Annotated in this window: 15 protein-coding genes; 11 read left to right on the forward strand and 4 right to left on the reverse strand. The window is 68.9% G+C overall.

The features are described 5' to 3' along the window. Window position 1: 1 nt before the first annotated feature. From E3T19_RS17275 to E3T19_RS17310, 8 genes are all read left to right on the forward strand, one after another. Window positions 2-799: an RNA methyltransferase gene (locus tag E3T19_RS17275; RefSeq protein WP_088455207.1), complete on the forward strand. Its 798-nt coding sequence runs from the start codon at window positions 2-4 to the stop codon at window positions 797-799. Window positions 800-957: 158 nt separating this feature from the next. Continuing rightward, window positions 958-2226: an ammonium transporter gene (locus tag E3T19_RS17280; protein WP_088455208.1), complete on the forward strand. Its 1269-nt coding sequence runs from the start codon at window positions 958-960 to the stop codon at window positions 2224-2226. 111 nt (window positions 2227-2337) lie between these two features. Next, window positions 2338-2955, forward strand: coding sequence for a hypothetical protein (locus tag E3T19_RS17285; RefSeq protein ID WP_134409438.1), 618 nt, complete (start codon window positions 2338-2340; stop codon window positions 2953-2955). Between the two features lie 9 nt (window positions 2956-2964). Beyond that, on the forward strand, window positions 2965-4221 hold the full coding sequence (locus tag E3T19_RS17290) for a thiolase family protein (protein ID WP_088455210.1): 1257 nt from the start codon (window positions 2965-2967) through the stop codon (window positions 4219-4221). Then, on the forward strand, window positions 4221-5033 hold the full coding sequence (locus E3T19_RS17295) for an SDR family NAD(P)-dependent oxidoreductase (RefSeq protein WP_134409439.1): 813 nt from the start codon (window positions 4221-4223) through the stop codon (window positions 5031-5033). The genes E3T19_RS17290 and E3T19_RS17295 overlap by 1 nt, the downstream gene beginning before the upstream one ends. Window positions 5034-5248: 215 nt before the next feature. Continuing rightward, entirely contained in the window at window positions 5249-6220 is a 972-nt protein-coding gene (locus E3T19_RS17300; protein ID WP_198414931.1) for a nucleoside hydrolase, read from the forward strand. 159 nt (window positions 6221-6379) lie between these two features. Next, window positions 6380-7714, forward strand: coding sequence for an APC family permease (locus E3T19_RS17305; RefSeq protein WP_134409440.1), 1335 nt, complete (start codon window positions 6380-6382; stop codon window positions 7712-7714). A 63-nt stretch (window positions 7715-7777) separates the two neighbouring features. Next, a complete protein-coding gene (locus tag E3T19_RS17310) occupies window positions 7778-8620 on the forward strand; it encodes an alpha/beta hydrolase (protein WP_134409441.1) in 843 nt (280 codons plus the stop codon). A gap of 1 nt (window position 8621) precedes the next feature. On the opposite strand, the gene E3T19_RS17315 is transcribed toward E3T19_RS17310, so the two are convergent. From E3T19_RS17315 to E3T19_RS17330, 4 genes are all read right to left on the reverse strand, one after another. Continuing rightward, window positions 8622-9719 (reverse strand): AI-2E family transporter, encoded by a 1098-nt coding sequence (locus E3T19_RS17315; RefSeq protein WP_134409442.1) that lies wholly within the window; start codon window positions 9717-9719, stop codon window positions 8622-8624. A 57-nt stretch (window positions 9720-9776) separates the two neighbouring features. Next, window positions 9777-10244, reverse strand: a complete 468-nt coding sequence (locus E3T19_RS17320; RefSeq protein ID WP_134409443.1) for a GNAT family N-acetyltransferase — start codon at window positions 10242-10244, stop codon at window positions 9777-9779. Window positions 10245-10254: 10 nt separating this feature from the next. Continuing rightward, on the reverse strand, window positions 10255-12492 hold the full coding sequence (locus tag E3T19_RS17325; RefSeq protein WP_166788917.1) for a bifunctional diguanylate cyclase/phosphodiesterase: 2238 nt from the start codon (window positions 12490-12492) through the stop codon (window positions 10255-10257). A 184-nt stretch (window positions 12493-12676) separates the two neighbouring features. Beyond that, the gene (locus E3T19_RS17330) at window positions 12677-14119 is read right to left on the reverse strand and encodes a helix-turn-helix domain-containing protein (protein ID WP_103459312.1); all 1443 of its coding nucleotides are present in this window, start codon (window positions 14117-14119) and stop codon (window positions 12677-12679) included. A 148-nt stretch (window positions 14120-14267) separates the two neighbouring features. On the opposite strand from E3T19_RS17330, the gene E3T19_RS17335 reads away from it, so the two are divergent. From E3T19_RS17335 to E3T19_RS17345, 3 genes are all read left to right on the forward strand, one after another. Further along, complete coding sequence (locus tag E3T19_RS17335; protein WP_134409445.1) at window positions 14268-16154, forward strand: phosphoenolpyruvate carboxykinase (GTP); 1887 nt, start codon at window positions 14268-14270, stop codon at window positions 16152-16154. Between the two features lie 131 nt (window positions 16155-16285). Further along, window positions 16286-17485, forward strand: a complete 1200-nt coding sequence (locus E3T19_RS17340; RefSeq protein ID WP_134409446.1) for an ROK family protein — start codon at window positions 16286-16288, stop codon at window positions 17483-17485. A gap of 131 nt (window positions 17486-17616) precedes the next feature. Next, the gene (locus tag E3T19_RS17345) at window positions 17617-18978 is read left to right on the forward strand and encodes an extracellular solute-binding protein (protein WP_088455223.1); all 1362 of its coding nucleotides are present in this window, start codon (window positions 17617-17619) and stop codon (window positions 18976-18978) included. The last annotated feature ends 3 nt before the right edge of the window (window positions 18979-18981 follow it).

Consider the following 18981-nt stretch of genomic DNA (forward strand, 5'->3'; position numbering starts at 1 on the left):
GGTGCCGATAATCGAGATTCATGAGCTGAGCGACCCACGGTTGGCCGACTACACCCAGTCCACGGATGTGGCGCTCAAGAAGGCGCGCGGCACCGAACACGGCCTGTACATCGCCGAGTCCGCGCTGGTGCTCGAGCGGGCGCTGCGGGCGGGGCACCGGCCGCGGTCGGTGCTCACCCTGGCGAACACCCTCGACGAGGCCCGGGCTCTCGTCGGCGACGACGTGCCGGTGTTCGTGGGCGCGGGGGAGCTGCTCACGGAGCTCACCGGTTACGTGCTGCACCGTGGCCTGATCGCCGCGATGCACCGGCCCGTGTTGCCGGACCCGGCGGCGCTGCTGTCGGATGCCCGGCGCATCCTGATTCTGGAGAACGTCACCGACCCCACCAACGTCGGTGCCATCTTCCGCTCCGCCGGCGCGATCGGCGCCGACGCGATCCTGGTCACCCCGCGCTGCTCCGACCCGTTCTACCGTCGGGCCATCCGGGTGTCGATGGGTACCGTGCTGCAGGTGCCGTGGACCCGGGTGGGTGACTGGCCCAGCACCCGGCGGCTGCTCACCGAGCACGGCTTCCACGTCGCCGCCCTGGCGCTCACCCCGGATGCGGTGAGCCTGCGCGACTTCCACGGCGACCAGCACGCCAGGCTGGCGTTGCTGCTCGGCGCGGAGGGGGAGGGGCTCACCGACGAGGCGCTCGCCGCGGCGGACGCCGTGGTGCAGATCCCGATGAAACACGGCATCGACTCCCTTAACGTGGCGGCGGCCAGCGCCGTCGCGATGTGGGCACTTTCCAGCTGACTCTCGTCGACCTCTGAGCCTCACGTCATCTGTTGTTTACACAGGGGCGCTCTCTGCAACGTGTTCGAAACAGAGCTTTGCCGAGGGTGTAACACAGCCCTGTCAGGGTATGTCTTACCCGACGCGAGCCGCTGCGTCCGTGCAGAGAGGTTTTTCCAATGGATCAAGGCAATACAGCTTTCTTGCTGATTTCCGCAGCGTTCGTCCTGCTCATGACCCCAGGACTCGCGTTCTTCTACGGGGGGCTGGTCAAGGCCAAGAGCGTCATCAGCATGATGATGATGAGCTTCGGTGCCCTCGGGCTGATCGGCGTGCTCTGGGTCATCTACGGCTACGCGATCGCGTTCCCGGCATCCGAAGGCACCGTCGCGCCGTGGGCGATCGACTGGTCCAACATCGGCCTGACCGCCGCGCTGGAAACCCCTGAGGGCGCGATGTACCCGCCGCTGGCCTTCGTCGCGTTCCAGGCCACCTTCGCCATCATCACGGTCGCGCTGATCTCCGGCGCCATCGCCGACCGCGCCAAGTTCGGTTCCTGGATGATCTTCGCCGCGATCTGGGCGACGGTCGTCTACTTCCCGGTCGCCAGCTGGGTCTTCAACTTCGGCCTGGCCGAGGACGGCAGCTTCTCCTACGGCGGCTGGATCACCCACGGCCTGCAGTCGGTCTTCGGCCTCGGCGCGATCGACTTCGCCGGTGGTACCGCGGTGCACATCAACGCCGGTGCCGCAGCCCTCGCCCTCGCCCTGGTGCTCGGCAAGCGGGTCGGCTTCCAGAAGGGCGTGCACGTTCCGCACAACCCGCCCTTCGTGCTCCTCGGCGCCGGTCTGCTCTGGTTCGGGTGGTTCGGTTTCAACGCCGGTTCCGAGCTGGCCGCCGACGGAACCGCGGCCCTCGCGTTCGTCAACACCATCGCTGCGCCCTCTGCCGCCCTGCTCGCCTGGCTCGTGGTCGAAAAGATCCGCGACGGCAAGCCCACGTCGGTCGGTGCCGCATCCGGCGCCGTCGCCGGACTCGTCGCAATCACCCCGGCCTGTGCCTCCCTGCAGCCGATCTGGGCCATTGTGCTCGGTGTCCTGGCCGGTGCGGTTTGCGCCATCGCTGTGGACCTCAAGTTCAAGCTGGGCTTCGATGACTCGCTCGACGTCGTGGGCATCCACCTCGTCGGCGGCCTGATCGGCACGCTCTACCTCGGCTTCTTCGCCAACGGCACCGGCCTGTTCTTGGGCGGCGACGGCACCCAGCTGCTCGTCCAGGCCATCGCGGCCTTCTCCGTTCTCGCCTACTCGTTCGTCCTCGCCTTCGGCATCGCCTTCGCGATCGAGAAGACGATCGGCTTCCGCGTGAAGAACGAAGACGAGATCGCCGGCATCGACTCCGTGATGCACGGTGAAGAGGGCTACGTCCTCGTCGACAGCAAGGCCTGAGTAACCGGTCCTTCGTAATACCGAGATGTGCTGGATGGTTGAAATGCGAACCATCCAGCACATCTTTGTGTCGGCTCCCGGCGGGCCGGGCCGGCCCGACCGTGACGACCGATGAGCATCCCGGCAGAAGAGGATGACGGCGTGGAGGCGGACCAGTCTCCGCCCCGCGTCATCCGGTTCGCCGACCTGCCCCGCCAGCCCCTGGACCAGGGGAGGGGCAGCGCCCGCGAGATCTGGGCCGATCTTGACCACGACCTGACGCTGCGCTGGCAGCTCCGCGTGGTCGAGATCAAAGACTCCGCTGGCCTGCTGGTCGGACCCATTGGCACCCACCACTATGTGGTCGGCCTCGCCGGCCCGCAGGTTGCGGTGCGCAATAGCGAATCGAACCGGGTCCTGCGCCGCGCGCACGTCATGCCGGTGCGCTCCGCCACGGTGTGTTTCGAACGGCCCAAACTCAGGCCGCCAGGGGCGAGTTCCCTCGTCGTCCTGACCTTCGCCGTCGCCGCCGAACCGCCGGAGTTCAGCATCCGCACGCTAACGCCCCAGGCCGAACTGCCTGCCGGGGCGCAGTTGCTGCTCGCGTTGCGCGGCACCGTGCGGGTGAACGGGGCCGAGGCCGCGCCCGGGTCGGCGCTGCTGCTGGATGCGACCCGGAGCCATCGTCCGCAGGGCGTGTCTGCGCACGTGCTCACCGTGCATCGGCCGGGATCTCACCAGGACCCATAGGCTGGAGCCATGAGCAATGATGCTGTCATCGTCGATGTTGTCCGCACCCCGTCCGGCCGGGGTAAGCCCGGCGGTGCGCTCTCCGGGGTGCACCCGGCCGACCTGCTCGCCGGGGTGCTGAAGGACCTGGTCAACCGCAATAACCTTGACCCGGCCCTGGTCGATGACGTGATCGGCGGATGCCTCACCCAGGTGGGTGAGCAGAGCACCAACATCACCCGCACCGCGCTGCTCAGCGCCGGGTTTCCCGAATCGGTGCCCGGCACCACCATCGACCGGCAGTGCGGCTCCAGCCAGCAGGCCGCCACCTTCGCCGCGCAGGGTGTGCTCGCCGGCAGCTATGACATCGTCATCGCCTGCGGGGTCGAATCGATGAGCCGCATCCCGCTGGGTTCCGCGGGCGGACCCACCCCGGCCGGCGGCTCCGACGCGGCCGGCCGCTCCGAGGGCTGGGGCTCGCCCGCATCCGCGATCATCAGCCAGGACCCGCACGGCCGCCTGATGCACGCCCGCTACCCGCAGGGCCTGGTCGGTCAGGGCGTCTCCGCCGAGCTGATCAGCGCCAAATGGGGTCTCACCCGCACCGAACTCGACACGTACGCCGCCCGCTCACACCGGCTCGCCGCCGAGGCCGCCGCGCGAGGCGACTTCAATGCGACGCTGCTGCCGGTCACCCTGCCCGACGGCCGCCAGGTCATCGGCGACGAGACCATCCGGCGGCGCAGCACCGTCGAGACCCTCGCCGAGCTGCCGCTGGCATTCCGCACCGACGAGCTCGCCGCCCGGTTCCCCGAGGTGGACTGGCAGATCACCGCCGGCAACTCCTCGCCCCTCACCGACGGCGCCTCCGCCGCCCTGATCATGAGCGCCAGCCGCGCCGCCGCGCTCGGCCTCACCCCCCGGGCTCGGTTCCACAGCTTCGCGGTCACCGGCAGTGACCCGCTGCTGATGCTCACCGGCGTGATCCCCGCCACCCGGCGCATCCTGGCCCGCACCGGCCTCGGCATCGACGACCTCGCCGCCTACGAGGTCAACGAGGCCTTCGCCTGCGTGCCGCTGGTCTGGCAGCGCGAACTGCGCGCCGACCTCGAGAAGCTCAACGCCAGCGGCGGCGCGATCGCCCTCGGTCACGCTTTGGGGTCCTCGGGCACCCGGCTGCTGGGCACCCTGCTCGGCACCCTCGAGTCCGGCGGCGGTCGCTACGGCCTGCAGACCATGTGCGAGGGCGGCGGCATGGCCAACGCCACCATCATCGAACGACTCTGATGCGCATAAACGGATGCTCCGCACTCGTCACCGGCGCCGCCTCCGGCCTCGGACTGGCCACCGCGCGGGCCCTGCACGAGGCCGGCGCGCACGTCGTGCTGTTCGACCTCGCGAGTTCGGCGGGCCCAGAGCGGGCGGCCGAGCTGACTGCGGCGCCAGGTTCTGCACCGCGGTCGCCGATATTCCTGCCGGGGGATGTCACCGTGGAGACCGATGTGCAGGCCGCGGTCGAGGCCGCCGGAGCCGTGGCCCCACTGCGGATCGTGGTCAACTGTGCAGGCATCGCGCCCGCGGCGCGCACCGTCGGCCGGCAGGGCCCGATGGCCTTGGCCGACTTCGAACGGGTGCTGCGGGTGAACCTCCTCGGCACTTTCAACGTGGTGCGCCTGGCTGCCGCGGCCATGCAGGCCACCGAGCCGGTGGACGCTGTGGGAGCAACCGCGGCGGGTGGCACCCCGGAGCGGGGCGTCATCGTGAATACGGCATCCGTCGCCGCGTTCGACGGCCAGATCGGTCAGGCGGCCTATGCCGCATCGAAGGGCGGGGTCTCGGCGATGACCTTGCCGTTGGCTCGGGAGTTCGCGCGCTCGCTCATCCGGGTCGTGACCATCGCGCCCGGACTGTTCGACACCCCGTTGCTGCAGGGCCTGCCCGCCGAAGCCCGGGCGTCGCTCGGCGCCCAGGTGCCGCATCCGGCCCGGCTTGGCGACCCCGCCGAGTACGCCGCCCTGGTGCGCCACATCGTGGAGAACCCGATGCTCAACGGCGAGACCATCCGCCTGGACGGCGGCATCCGGATGGCGCCGCAGTAGCCGCACCGGTTCTCGTGGCACGCCGTTGTCCCGGCGGCACGACGCGAGTGCGGTGGCACGTGGCATTTCCGGTGGCAGGTGTTCTCCCACCTGCCGCGATCCTCAACACGTGCCGCGGGATCGACCCCGTGCCGCGACCCCGAACACGTGCCGCGAGCCGCACCGCCGCGACCACTACACTCGTCAGAAAAACCCCTTCAGGGAAGGTGCCGGCGTTGACCTCATTCGAGACCGAGCTGCGCCGGGTCGTGCAACCGCGCGCCCGAGTGATCATCGACAACGACTTCTCCGGCGATCCCGACGGCCTGGTGCAGCTGGCCCACCACGTCCTGTCGCCCTCCGTGGAGATCCGCGCGATCATCGGGTCGCACCTCAGGCCCGGCGACCCGTTCGACCCGTCCGAGCAGACCGCCGACAACGCCGCAGAGGCCGCCCGCACCGTGCTCGAGCTGCTCGGCCGCGCCGGCACGATCCCCGTGCTGGCCGGGTCCAACCTGGGCATGACCGACCCGCTCTCGCCGGTTCGCTCCGCGGCTACGGATGCGATCATCGCCGAGGCCATGCGCACCGACACCGATCTGCCGCTGTTCGTGGCCTGCGGGGCCGGGCTCACCGAGATCGCCAGCGCGTACCTGTTCGAGCCGCGCATCGCGACCCGGCTCACCCTGGTCTGGATCGGCGGGCCGGAGCACGACGGCCTGGCCGTGCCGCCGCCCGGAACGCACGGCCCGGAATACAACCTGGCCATCGACATCTCCGCCGCCCGGGTGATCTTCGACTCCTTCATGCCGATCTGGCAGGTGCCCCGGGATGCGTACCGGCAGGCGCTTTTCTCCTGGGCCGAGCTGCTCACGGATGTTCGACCGCACGGCGCCATCGGATCGCACCTCTACGACGCCCTCGCGGGGGTTGCCGCGATAGTCGGCGCCGACGGCCCGCCGCTCGGCGAGACGTACATCCTGGGCGACAGCCCGCTCGTGCTGCTGACTGCGCTGCAGTCCTCGTTCGCGGCGGACCCCTCGTCGAGTGCGTACGTCACCCGCACGGTGCCGCGCATCCGCGCCGACGGGTCGTACGACTTCATCCCGCGGCAGGGTCCCCGGCCGATGCGGGTGTACACCCGGCTCGACCTGCGGCTGTTGTTCTCCGACTTCACCGCCAAGCTCGCCGCCCACGCCGCGGGCTGACGGACCCGCGTCGCCGCCAACTGTTCCCCGTGCGGACAATTGTGGCCGGCACACCGGCCACAATTGTCCGGTGCGGTAACAGTTGCCCGCAAAGCTGGGTCGATTTCGTTCGGTCTTTTCGGTAGCCACGGGATGGGCGGCGCGGGTTAAAGTATCGGAATGACACAGCAAAACGCCAGCACCGACCCGCGAGAAGGCGCAACCCAGCCGGCACTCAAGCGCAACATCTCCGGCAAGATGTTGTACCTGTTCATCCTGGGCGATGTGCTGGGGGCGGGCATCTACGCGCTGGTGGGCCAGATCTCCGGCGAGGTCGGCGGCGTGACCTGGGTGCCGATGCTTGTCGCCCTGGGCCTCGCCCTGCTCACCGCGGCGTCCTATGCCGAGCTCGTCACGAAGTACCCCCGGGCGGGAGGCTCCGCGGTGTTCGCGGAACGCGCCTACAAGAAGCCGCTCATCGCGTTCCTCGTCGGCTTCTGCATGCTCGCGGCCGGCGTGGTCAGCGCCGCCGGCCTCGCTCTCGCGTTCGCGGGAGACTACCTCGGCACGTTCATCGACATTCCGCCGGTGCTCGGCGCGGTGCTCTTCCTCGCCGCCGCCGGGTTGCTCAACGCCCGGGGCATCAAGGAATCGGTGCGGGCGAACCTGGTGATGACAGTCATCGAGACCACCGGCCTGGTGCTCGTCGTCGTCGCGGTCGCCGTGATGTTCTCCGGCGGCGGGGGAGACCTCAGCCGGGCGGTCACCTTCGAATCCACCGCGAACCCGGTGATTGCGGTCTTCGGTGCCGCGCTGCTGGCGTACTACTCCTTTGTGGGGTTTGAGACCAGCGCCAACGTGATCGAAGAGGTCAAGAACCCATCGCGGGTGTACCCGAAGGCGTTGTTCGGCGCGTTGGCGACGGCCGGCATCCTGTACCTGCTGGTGGGTACGGCGGCATCGGTGGCCGTGCCGGCCGCCGACCTGAAGGAATCCACCGGTCCGCTGCTCACCGTCATCCAGGCAACGGGCGTGGGCATCCCGGCCTGGCTGTTCAGCCTGATCGCGTTGGTGGCGGTTGCGAATGGTGCGCTGCTCACCATGATCATGTCCAGCCGACTGGCCTACGGGATGGGTGTGCAGGGCCTACTGCCGTCGGTGTTCGCCAAGGTGCTGCCGGGCCGGGGCACACCGTGGGTGGCGATCGTGATCACCACGGCCCTCGCGATGGTGCTCACCGCCACCGGGAGTATCGCGACGCTGGCAGAGACCGTGGTGTTGCTGTTGCTGCTGGTGTTCCTCAGCACGAACATCGCCGTTCTTGTCCTCCGCCGGGAGAAGGTCGAACACGAGCACTTCCGGGCCTGGAGCGTGCTGCCAATTCTGGGCGCGCTTTCCTGCCTCGTTCTGCTCACGCAGCAGAGCGGTGAAGTCTGGCTGCGCAGCGGCATCATCGTCGCGGTCGGCTGCCTGCTCTACGCCGCAACGAAGCTCGGCCGCCGCGCCCGGTCCTGACCCCGCGGGTCGCGAGCGTGTCGAGTGGCCGCCGGTACGGCAGCAGCTGGGAGGATCAGAGCCATGGATTCCCTGACGATTACCGGCCCGTACGGTGCCATCCCGATTCGTGTCTATCGCGCCGCCGCCGGGTCGGAACAGAGCCCGGCACTGGTCTGGGCGCACGGGGGTGGCTTCGCGTGGGGCGACCTGGAGATGCCCGAGGCGCACTGGGTGTCCCAACAGCTCGCGGCGCGCGGCATCACCGTGATCAGCGTCGGATATCGGCTGGCACCGGTGTCGGCGGCCCTGACTGACAGCGAACCGGCCCGCGACGGGGTGCTCTTCCCGGTGGCGTCCGAGGAGGTCGCCGCGGCCTTCTGCTGGGCCGCCGATCAGGCGACCGCGTACGGCATCGACGCCGACCGGCTGTCGTTGGGCGGGGCGAGTGCGGGAGGCGCCCTCGCCGCGGGGGTGGCGCTGCGGCTGCGGGACGCCGGCGGCGCACAGCCGGCGTCGCTGCTGCTGGCCTACCCGCTCGTGCACAGCGTCCTGCCGGAACCCAGCACCGAACTCGCGCAGAAGATCGCGGTGCTGCCCGCTGACGCACGGTTCGAGCTCGACGATGTGCGGGCGATGAACCTCAACTACGTGGGCGACCCAGCCGGGCTCGACAATCCCTATGCGTTCCCCGGCGGTCACGATCTGGCCGGCCTGCCGCCCACGCTCGTCCTGAATTCCGAGCACGACAGCCTGCGCGCGTCGGGGCAGGCCTTTGCGGCGGAACTCGCGCTGGCTGGCGTCGATGTCACGGTCTGCCAAGAGCCGGGAACCCGGCACGGCCACCTGAACGAGCCGGAGAACCCGGGCGCCCAGTCCAGCCTCCGGCGCATGACTGCCTGGCTCGACGGCTCCAACAGGGGGTGAGTCAGCTGAGCGCCTTGGCGGGGATGACCACTTCCTTGAGGACCAGCAGAATGCCGGCCGCGACGGGGATGGCGACGAGCGCCCCGGGCAGGCCGGCGAGCGTGCCGCCGGCGAGGGCGGCGATGAGCACGATGGAGCCGGGAACATTGACCGCCTTGCTCATGACCCTCGGGGTGAGAATGTACGCCTCGATCTGCATATAAATGAGCATGGCGATCAGCACGACAAGCGCCGCGGTCGGCGAAACGAACAGCGTGAGGATCGTCATGAACGCCGTCGTCAACACCGTGCCGATCAGGGGGATCAGGGTGATGAAAAACGCGGAGACCGAGATGACCAGCGCGAACGGGTTGCCGACCAGGGTCAACAGGATGAGGCTGAAGGTGGCGTTGAGGAACGCCAACACCACCATGCCGCTGAGGTACCGGCCGATGTTCTGCATGATTCGCTCGGCCAGCCCCACCACCCGTTCGCGGTGCGACGCGGAGACCAGGGTGTAGATCGCCGCTTTGGAGGAGTCCAGCGTGGCTGTGAAGTAGATGGTCAGGATGAAGATGAACGTTGTCGTCGAGATCGCACTGATCACCGCGACGCCGACTTGCAGGAGCCCGCCGCCGATCCCGGTCCAGGTGGCCGGGTTCGTGAGGAAGTCGACCACGCCGGAGTAGATATTCGTGAGCAGTCCGCCGCTGCCCGACGACGCCTGCTGGAACCAGTCTTCGGCGCGCAAATCGGCCAGCATCGCCGGCAGGCCGTTCACGAAGGCGACGGCCTGGCCGATGACGAGCGGCAGGACCAGCGAGAGCATGCCGACGATGACCAGCACAAAAAGCAGGTTCACAGTGAGGATCGCACCTCCGCGCTTCATGCCGCGACGTTCGAACCACCGCACCAACGGATCCAGGCCGAGGGTGATGAACGCGGCAGCGAACACCGAGAAGACCACGGTCCCGATGCCGGCGACGGCGGCGGCGATTACCAGAGCCGCCAGCACGCCGAGAGTGGCGACGAAGGCCCATCGAAATGGATGGTTGGCGAAGGCGTTCGCACCGGTTCCGAGGCGTTCGTGGAGCCGGTCCTTCCGTTGCAGTGTGGTCACGGCGTCAACCTACTCCCGTGCCCGTGCCCGTGCCCGTGCCCGGGCACCGGTCGGCGTTCAGCCGCCGGCGAGATCGAGACGCATGAAGGTGCTGTGCGGGTCGAGAACGTAGTCCGCGAACGGGGCGCACTCGGTGAAGCCGTGCCGGTCGTAGAGCCGCCTGGCCGGCGCGAAAAAGTCCTGGCTGCCGGTCTCGAGGTAGAGCCGCTCGTACCGGCGGTGCCGGGCCGCGTTCACGATCTCGCCGAGGAGGGCCGCGGCGATGCCCCGTCCGCGCGCGGCCGGGGCGGTGCGCATCGACTTGATCTCACCCTCGGTGGGGGTCAGCTGTTTCAGGGCCCCGCAGCCGAGAAGGCCGCCGTCCTCCCGGGCCGTCCAGAACGAGACCTCCGGCGCCGACAGTGCCGAGTGGTCCAGGGCGTGCACGCTCTCGGCCGGTGAGGTGGCGAACATGTCGGCCAGGTGCTCGTCCAGCAACAGCAGCACGTCCGTCCGGGTCGGGGTCTCACGCGCGATCTGAATCATGGCCAATAACCTACCGGCCCTCACGAGGGGTGAACAGCGTGGCCGTGAGGCCGGTCACAACGGCCACCTCGCGGCTGGCAAGCCAGGAATCCAGTTCGGCTACCGGCACGGGCGGGGAAATGAAGAAGCCCTGCGCGACGTCGCACCCGTGGCCGGCGAGGTCTGCGTAGGCGACGCTGCTCTCGACACCTTCGGCCACCATCCGCAGGCCGAGGCTGTGCGCCAGATCGATGGTCGAGGCCACGAGCGCGGCCGCGCGCGGATCGTCGGCCATCGGCATCACGAAGGACTTGTCCAGCTTCAGCTCGTCGATGGGCAGATCACGGAGATACGCCAGGGAGCTGTAGCCGGTGCCGAAATCGTCCACGGCGATCCGCACCCCGAGGTCACGCAGCCGGGTGAGGATGGCGTGTGCCCGTTCCCGGTCTCCCATCAGGAAGTCTTCGGTGATCTCGAGCACCAGAACTGAGGGAACCAGCCCGCGCGCGGCGACCATGTCAGCGATCCGATCGGGCAGTTCAACGTCGACGAGTGAGCTTGCCGAGAGATTGACCGCCACAGACAGCGTGCGCCCTTGCTCCTGCCAGCGAGCAGTCTGATCCAGGGCCTTCTCGAACACGATCTGCGTCATCGCCGGCATCAGCCCGGCCTCCTCGACGAGTGCGAGGAAGGCATCCGGATAGAGCAGCCCGCGCACCGGGTGATCCCAGCGCACGAGGGCCTCAACGCCCCGGACGGTGCCGACAGCGAGATCGACCTTGGGCTGGTAGTGGAGCAGCAGCTGGTCTTCGAGCAGCGCCGTGCGCAGCTCCGCCAGGGTGCGTAACCGCTCGTCGCCCTGGCCGTCGTCGTCGCGGTAGACGTGGTGCCCGCCCCGCGTGGACTTCGCCCGGTACATGGCCATGTCGGCCTTGCGCAGCAGCAGGGTGAGGTCCTGGCCCTGCTCGGGGTGGAGGGCAATTCCGATGCTGGCGTGGGCCTGCAGGGTGATGCCGGCCAGGGTGAACGGTTCGGCCAGTGCCGTGCGCAGCTTCACGGCGACGCTCTCGGCCGCGGCGACATCGCATCCGTCGAGGTGGATGGCGAATTCGTCCCCACCCAGTCGGGCCAGCAGATCGGCCTCGCGCAGCTGCGCCGACAGTCGCCCGGCCACCACCCGGAGCAGACCGTCGCCAACGTCGTGTCCGAGGCTGTCGTTGACCTCCTTGAATTTGTCGAGATCAAGCAGCAGGAGCGCACTGCGGCGTTGCCGATCGGCGGCCAGCCGAGCGGGCACCTCGGCGTACAGTGCGCGCCGGTTGGGCAGGCCGGTGAGCTCGTCCGTCATGGCTTGGCGGTGCATGTCCGCGAGCCGGATCCGCTGCCTGAACACCAGGGGAACCGCGGCCAGCACCAGGGTCAGGCTGGCGAGCGCCACCGCGAGCGGCGGGACCTCCACCTCGCTTGCCAGGATCAGGACACCCAGCCCGGTGGCCGTGGCCAACGCCGGCACGGCCTGCGCGGGAATCGACCACGCCGGGACGGGTCGCGTCCTGTCGGCGCGGGCGGATACGTCGATCCAGCACGCGATAAAGGCGAGGCCGATGGCCCAGCCCATGTCGAGTGGGGTGCCCACGACGTACAGGTCGGTGAGTTCCAGCAGGGCGTAGGTGACGTCGGTGGCGGCAAACGTCATCAGGCCCAACACGAGCAGGATCCATCGGGGACCCGCGTTCCGCCCCTGGGAGGCCCCGACCCCGACGAAGACGGCCACGAGCAGCAGGTCGGCCAGGGGATACGACACCGCGACCGCAGTGGCCAGCGAGGCCGGTCTGTCTGCGACGGGGCCCAGGATGGGATTCAGCAGCACCGCCAGCACGGCTGCCGCGGCGACGCTGCCCAGGGCGCCGTCCAGCGCAACGGACCAGGCCATGTCCCGCGCTTTCCGGCGCACCAACACCACCAGCGCAGCCATCATCAGGGGGCAGAAGGCCAGGAACCCGATGTCGGCGAGCGACGGGTACGGCAGCGTCACGCCGAAGCCTGCCGAGAGCACAAAATAGATGTTCCCGACCGCCCAGGAGGTCACCGCTGCCGCAGCGAGCACCAGCTCCAGCTGGCCGAACCGGGTGCGGTGGAGGGCCCGCACGCAGACGAAGATGGGAACCACCATTGCGAGCAGCCCCAGCCACCCGTCGACGAGCGGGCTGAACTCGGTGTCACGTCGGAGCAGGATGGCGACGGAGAACGTCGCCAGCAGGAGCGCCATGATCCAGATCGGCCACGAGGCGAACCGCCCACCTGACCGTGTCTGTTCACCCTGCGCCGCAGATGTAGTCGCCGCCATCGCCGCCCCCAGACTTCGTCTACTCACGTTAGCCGTCACATGGTGCTTCCAGGGACACTCTCGCCAAACCCGACGACGATGGGGGGCATCCGGGGCGCGCCGGGCGCTATTGGTCGGCGTGCTCCTCGAGGAACCTGTACACCTCGGTGTCGTCGACGCCGGGGAAGGTACCGCTGGGCAGCGGCGAGAGCACGTGCGCGTGCAGCCGGGCGCTCGGCCAGGCCTGGCCGTCCCAGCGGGCGGCGACCGCGCCCGACGGGCGCCGGCAACAGGACTCGTCGGGGCAGCGGGACACCGCCCGCTGCGTGGTCTCCCGGCCGCGGAACCACTTGGCCTGCGCGAACGGGGCGCCGACGCTGATCGAGAACTCGCCATCCGATGTGCTGCCGGTCTGGGTGGCGCACCAGAAGGTGCCGGCCGGGGTGTCGGTGTACTGGTAGAACTCGGTGGTGCGGTTGGTGTGCGTGAACGCGCTGCGGGCGCTCCACTGCTTGCAGACCAGCTGGCCTTCGATCGACCCGGTCACGTCCGCGGGCAACGGCAGGCCGTCGTTCTCGTAGCCCTTCTGCAGCGCGCCGTCGCCGGTGACCCGCAGGAAGTGCACGGTCATGTCCAGGTGGGTGGTGGCCAGGTTGGTCAGCCGCAGCGCCGCAGCCTCGTGGGTGACTCCGAACGCGTCGCGCAGGTCTTCCACCGAGAGCACCCGCTCCCGCTTGGCGTTCTGCAGGAACGTGCGAGTGGCCTCCAACGGCATCAGGCAGCAGGCGGCGAAGTAATTGATCTCCAACCGCTGCCAGAGAAATTCGGCGTAGCTGGCCGGGCGCTCGTGACCGAGCAGCCGGTGCCCCATCGCCTGCAGCGCCATCGACCGCAGCCCGTGCCCGCCCGGGATCGACGCCGGCGGCAGGTAGATGCGGTGGTTGGCCAGGTCGGTCACCGACCGGGTGGAGTGCGGCAGGTCGTTCACGTAAATCAGGGTGAAGCCCAGCTGCTCGGCCATCACGCTGACCTCGCGGTGGGTGAGCGCGCCGGAGACGTGCCCGGAGGCGCGCACCCGCTCCTCGGCGAGCTTTTCGATGTCGGGCATGTAGTTGCCGCGTTCCCGCATCCGTTCGCGCAGTTCGGTGTTGGCCCGGCGGGCCTCCTCCGGGGTGGCGATGGCCTCACTGGCCCGACGGGCGAGTTCGCGGTGCAGGCCCACGAGAGACTCGATCGCCGGCAGCGGCATGCCCTTGGTCACCTTCACCTGGGGCAGGCCGAGCGCACCGTAGAGCGGGTTCTTCTGCGCCCGGGCCAGCTCGATCTCCAGGGCCGCCCGGGTGTTGGGCGCCTCACCGCTGAGCAGATCGGCCAGCGGCACCCCGAGGGCCTGCGCTAACTGCTGCAGGACGGAGAGCTTGGGCTCGCGCCGGCCGTTCTCGATCAGGGAGAGCTGACTGGCCGCCAGACCTACCTGCTCACCGAGCTGGTCCAGGGTGAGCGCGCGCTCGCTCCGAAAGTGACGGATGCGATGACCCAGGGTGACGAGGTCGGAGGCCGGCGTTGGCATTCCTTAAGCATACGTAAAGAACCGAGATTCTTAACGACTGTTTTCCGGTTCCTGACCGCGATTCGGTCGCATTCTTAATGCACAGGACGAAATTAGCGCTCCTGCCCCACTCTTCCCGACCCGTCCGCATCCTGAGGAAGGCCAGACAATGACCGTCACCCACCCCGTGCGCAGCGACATCCGCGCCCACACCGCACACGCGACCCAGACCTCGGCCGCCACCGTCTCCGGTGTACCCACGGGTACCACCGACCCCGCCCTGCGGGCCTGGGTCGACGAGATTGCCCGCCTCACCCGGCCCGACGCCATCGTCTGGTGCACCGGCACCGCGCAGGAGGCCGACGGCCTGTCCAAACAGCTCGTCGACGAGGGCAAGCTCATCAGGCTCAACCCGGAGTGGCGGCCGAACAGCTTCCTCGCCCGCACCAGCCCGACCGACGTGGCCCGGGTGGAGGACCGCACCTTCATCTGCTCCACCGACCCTGATGACGCCGGCCCCACCAACAACTGGGCGGAACCGAAGGCAATGCGCGCCGAACTGAACGGCGTCTTCGCCGGCAGCATGCGCGGCCGCACGATGTACGTCGTGCCGTTCTCGATGGGACCGCTCGGCGGCCCCATCTCGCAACTCGGCGTGGAGATCACCGACTCGCCCTACGTGGTGCTGCACATGGGCATCATGACGCGGATGGGCGCTGCCGTGCTGCGCCTGATCGAGGCGGGCGCCCCGTGGGTGCACACCGTGCACAGCGTAGGCTTCCCGCTCGTGGACGGTGCCGGCATCCGCCGGGCCGACGTCACCTGGCCCAGTAACGACACCAAGTACATCGTGCAGTTCCCCGAGGACCGCGAGGTCTGGTCGTTCGGCTCCGGCTACGGCGGCAACGCCCTGCTGTCGAAGAAGTCGTTCGCGCTGCGGATCGCGTCGGTGATGGCCCGTGATGAGGGCTGGCTGGCCGAGCACATGCTGCTGATCAAGGTCACCTCACCCGAGGGCGGCACCTACCATGTGGCCGCCGCGTTCCCCTCGGCCTGCGGCAAGACCAACCTGTCGATGCTCAAGCCCACCGTTCCGGGCTGGACCGTGGAGACCATCGGCGACGACATCGCGTGGCTGCGCCCCGGCGACGACGGCCGGCTCTGGGCGATCAACCCCGAGGCCGGGTTCTTCGGCGTGGCCCCCGGCACCGGTGAGACCACCAACCCCACCGCCGTGCAGACGGTGTGGGGCAACACCATCTTCACCAACGTCGCCCTCCGCGACGACGGCGACGTGTGGTGGGAGGGCCTGACCGACACCCCGCCCGCGCACCTCACCGACTGGGAGGGCAACTCCTGGACGCCCGACAGCGGCCGGCCGGCCGCGCACCCCAACTCCCGATTCACCGTGCCGGCGGCGCAGTGCCCGTCGATCGCCGACAGCTGGGAATCCAGTGGGGGAGTGCCCATCGACGCCATCCTGTTCGGCGGCCGGCGCGCCACCAACGTGCCGCTGGTCGCGGAGGCCCGCAGCTGGAAGCACGGCGTGTTCATGGGCGCCACCATCTCCTCGGAGAAGACCGCCGCCGCCGAAGGCACCGTGGGAGAGCTGCGCCGAGACCCCTTCGCAATGCTGCCGTTCTGCGGCTACAACATGGCCGACTACTGGGCGCACTGGCTGCGGGTCGGCCGCGGACTGGGCGTCAAGGCGCCCGCGATCTTCCAGGTCAACTGGTTCCGCAAGGGCGAGGACGGCAGCTTCCTCTGGCCCGGCTTCGGCGAGAACTCCCGGGTGCTCGAGTGGATCATCCGCCGGGTCGAGGGCAGCGTCGACGCCGTCGATACCCCGATCGGGCGGATGCCGGAGCCCGGCGCCATCAACGTCGACGGCCTCGACGTGACACCGGATGCCCTCGAGCAGCTGTTCCGCATCGACCCGGCCTCCTGGCTGGCCGAGTGCGACCTCACCGAGGAGTTCTTCGGCCGATTCGGCGGCCGGGTGCCGGCCGCGCTGCGGTCCGAGCTCGCCAGCCTGCGCTACCACCTCGCCACGTAGGCGCGGCGGCTCTGCGCTCATTGTGCGCCGGGTGACCGAATAGGATTCAGTCATCCCGAGGTAAGCAATGAGGTGAATCCGTGGTTCCAAATGGCGATCTGCGGGCGCGGCGTGGCACGAATCTGCCCCGGATGGGCGACTTCAATGCCGCCGTCGTGCTCGACGCGATCCGCCGCTCGGTCAACGGCCTCAGCCGGGTGGAGCTCGGGCACTCCACCGGGCTGTCCGCGCAGACCGTCTCAAACATCTGTCGTCGGCTGATCGACCGGGACATGGTGCTCGAAGCCGGCAAGGCCAGCAGTGGTCCCGGCAAGCCGCGCACGATCCTGAAGCTGAACCCCGGCGGCGTATACGCCGTAGGCGTGCATCTGGACCCGGCGGTGATGACCTTCGCCATCCTCGACCTCACCGGCGCCGTCGTGCACCGATCCCGCAGCGCCACGCCCGCGGCCAGCGACCCGGACCACGTCGTCCGTCACATCGCGGAGGAGATCGAACGGCTGATCCGCGAGGCCGGGGTGGACCGCGCGAAGATCGCCGGGCTCGGCGTCGCGACGCCCGGGCCGATCGATCCCGAGCGCGGAACGGTCGTCGATCCGCCACACCTGCTCGGCTGGCACCTGGTGCCGCTCCGCGATGCCCTCGCGCAGGCGACCGGCTTCGAGGTGATCGTAGACAAGGACGTCACCGCAGCCGCCGTGGCCGAGATGTGGGCGGGCGGGCCCAGCGGGGTCGGCAGCTTCGTGTTCTTCTACCTCGGCACCGGCATTGGGGCGGGTTTGGTGCTGCGGGACGAGGTCGTGCGCGGCAGCTCGCACAATTCCGGAGAAATCGGCCACATCATTGTCGATCCGGACGGTCCGCCGTGCGGCTGTGGGCTTCGGGGCTGTGTCGCGGTCACCTGCACCCCGCAGAGCCTGGTGCGGGCGGCCGTGCGGCTCGGCGTGCTGACCGCCTCGAAGCCGAACGCGGATGCCCGAGAGACCGATGTGCAGTTCTCGGCCCTGTGCGAGCTTGCCGAGGGCGGGTCGGATGCGGCGTTGGCCGTCCTGGAGCAGTCCGCCGGCCGGGTCGCGAAAGCGGTGTCGGTGCTCACGAACCTGCTCGACGTCGACCGGGTGGTGTTCGGCGGGCCCTACTGGTCGCGGCTGAGCCGGGTGTACCTGCGCCGGATACCCGGCCTGTTGGACGAGCTGACGGTCGCCAGGAGCATCCACCGAATCGAGGTGGCGGGCACGGGAGTCGGCGAGGACGTCGGCGCTGTCGGCGCCGCCTGCCTGGTGCTGGACCACACGCTCGCACCGCGTGCGGCCCGTCTGATCCTCGGTTAGTCACAGCTCGGTAAAGGTGCCGTCAGGCTCTTGTGCGAGTTTATCCATTCGATTTAGTATTTCCGTATGCCGCCTGCCGGTAACTGGGCCGGTCAGCGTTTGGGGGGCACGAGCTGGAGCAAAGGAGCACCATGCATCGCAACGCAAAACTCGCCCTGTCCGTGTTGGCGGCAACCTCGATGGTTGCGCTGGCGGGCTGTACGGCTGCCGGAGGCGACGCCGACGGCGACAGCCAATCACTGAAGATCGTGTACCAGAAGACCGATTCCTTCACGGCTCTGGACGAGCTGTTCACTAAGATCAAGCCGGAGTTCGAGGCCGCGAACCCCGGGGTCACCGTCGAACTCGAGCCGATCCAGGCCAACGACGACGATTACTCCACCAAGCTCGCGCTCTCGCAGAAGTCCGCCGAGACCGCACCCGACGTGTTCTACGAAGACACCTTCCGGCTGCGCTCCGACATCGACGCGGGCTACCTGCTCAACATCGACGACCAGCTCGCCGACTGGGACGAGTGGGCGCAGTTCAACGAGGGAGCCAAGGCCGCCGGGATGGGGGATGACGGCAGCGTTTACGCCGTCCCGCTGGGCACCGACACCCGGGGCATCTGGTACAGCAAACCGGTCTTCGCCGCCGCCGGCATCGAGCTGCCGTGGCAGCCGGAAACCTGGGACGACATCCTGACGGCCGCCCGCGCCATCCAGGACACCCAGCCCGACGTGGTGCCGTTCAACATGTACGCAGGTAAGGGCACCGGCGAGGGCACCGTGATGCAGAGCTTCTACGAGTTGCTCTACGGCACCGGAGACACCCTCTACAACGAGGACGACCAGAAATGGGTGGTCGAATCCCAGGGGTTCAAGGACTCCCTCGAGTTCCTGGAGACCCTCTACGCGGAGAAGCTCGCCCTCGATCCGTCCGAGGCGCTGGACCCGAACGTGTGGAAGAAGGTCTTCGGCGAGTTGTTCCCGCAGGGCAAGCTCGGCGGCACCGTCGAAGGTTCCTACACCCCGTCGTTCTGGCAGACCGGCGGCTCCTACGAGTGGCCGGCGTACACCGAGGACATGGCCGTCGCGACGTTCCCCACCCAGAACGGTGAGGAACCCGGAGGTGTGAGCATGTCGGGTGGCTGGACCCTCGCGGTGGGGGCGAAGACCGCGAACGCGGACCTCGCGTTCGATTTCCTCGCCCTGGCCGTCAGCCAGGAGAACGCCCTCTGGTACGCGATCAACAATTCCCAGATTGCCGTGCGCACGGATGTCGCCAGCGAACCGACCTACCTCGCCGCGAACCCGTTCGTGGCCGACGTGACCGAGCTGGTGGACGTGACCCACTACCGCCCGGCAACGAGCGACTACTCCAAGATCTCCGCCGAAGTGCAGGCGGCCACCGAGGCCGTCATCACCGGGCAGATGAGCGTGGATGAAGCGGCGGCCGCGTACGACACCGCCGTGGAGGGCATCGTGGGCGCCGACAAAGTCACCACGAAGTAGTCC

It is taken from the genome of Cryobacterium sp. TMT4-31, from assembly GCF_004403385.1.
In the GTDB taxonomy this organism is placed as follows: domain Bacteria; phylum Actinomycetota; class Actinomycetes; order Actinomycetales; family Microbacteriaceae; genus Cryobacterium; species Cryobacterium zongtaii.

Excerpts from the sequence above, each read along its gene's own strand:
- E3T19_RS17280 (WP_088455208.1), top strand. The coding sequence starts at position 958 with ATGGATCAAGGCAATACAGCTTTCTTGCTGATTTCCGCAGCGTTCGTC.
- E3T19_RS17285 (WP_134409438.1), top strand. The coding sequence starts at position 2,338 with ATGAGCATCCCGGCAGAAGAGGATGACGGCGTGGAGGCGGACCAGTCT.
- E3T19_RS17290 (WP_088455210.1), top strand. The coding sequence starts at position 2,965 with ATGAGCAATGATGCTGTCATCGTCGATGTTGTCCGCACCCCGTCCGGC.
- E3T19_RS17295 (WP_134409439.1), top strand. The coding sequence starts at position 4,221 with ATGCGCATAAACGGATGCTCCGCACTCGTCACCGGCGCCGCCTCCGGC.
- E3T19_RS17305 (WP_134409440.1), top strand. The coding sequence starts at position 6,380 with ATGACACAGCAAAACGCCAGCACCGACCCGCGAGAAGGCGCAACCCAG.
- E3T19_RS17310 (WP_134409441.1), top strand. The coding sequence starts at position 7,778 with ATGGATTCCCTGACGATTACCGGCCCGTACGGTGCCATCCCGATTCGT.
- E3T19_RS17320 (WP_134409443.1), bottom strand. The coding sequence starts at position 10,244 with ATGATTCAGATCGCGCGTGAGACCCCGACCCGGACGGACGTGCTGCTG.
- E3T19_RS17325 (WP_166788917.1), bottom strand. The coding sequence starts at position 12,492 with ATGGCGCTCCTGCTGGCGACGTTCTCCGTCGCCATCCTGCTCCGACGT.
- E3T19_RS17330 (WP_103459312.1), bottom strand. The coding sequence starts at position 14,119 with ATGCCAACGCCGGCCTCCGACCTCGTCACCCTGGGTCATCGCATCCGT.
- E3T19_RS17335 (WP_134409445.1), top strand. The coding sequence starts at position 14,268 with ATGACCGTCACCCACCCCGTGCGCAGCGACATCCGCGCCCACACCGCA.
- E3T19_RS17340 (WP_134409446.1), top strand. The coding sequence starts at position 16,286 with ATGGGCGACTTCAATGCCGCCGTCGTGCTCGACGCGATCCGCCGCTCG.
- E3T19_RS17345 (WP_088455223.1), top strand. The coding sequence starts at position 17,617 with ATGCATCGCAACGCAAAACTCGCCCTGTCCGTGTTGGCGGCAACCTCG.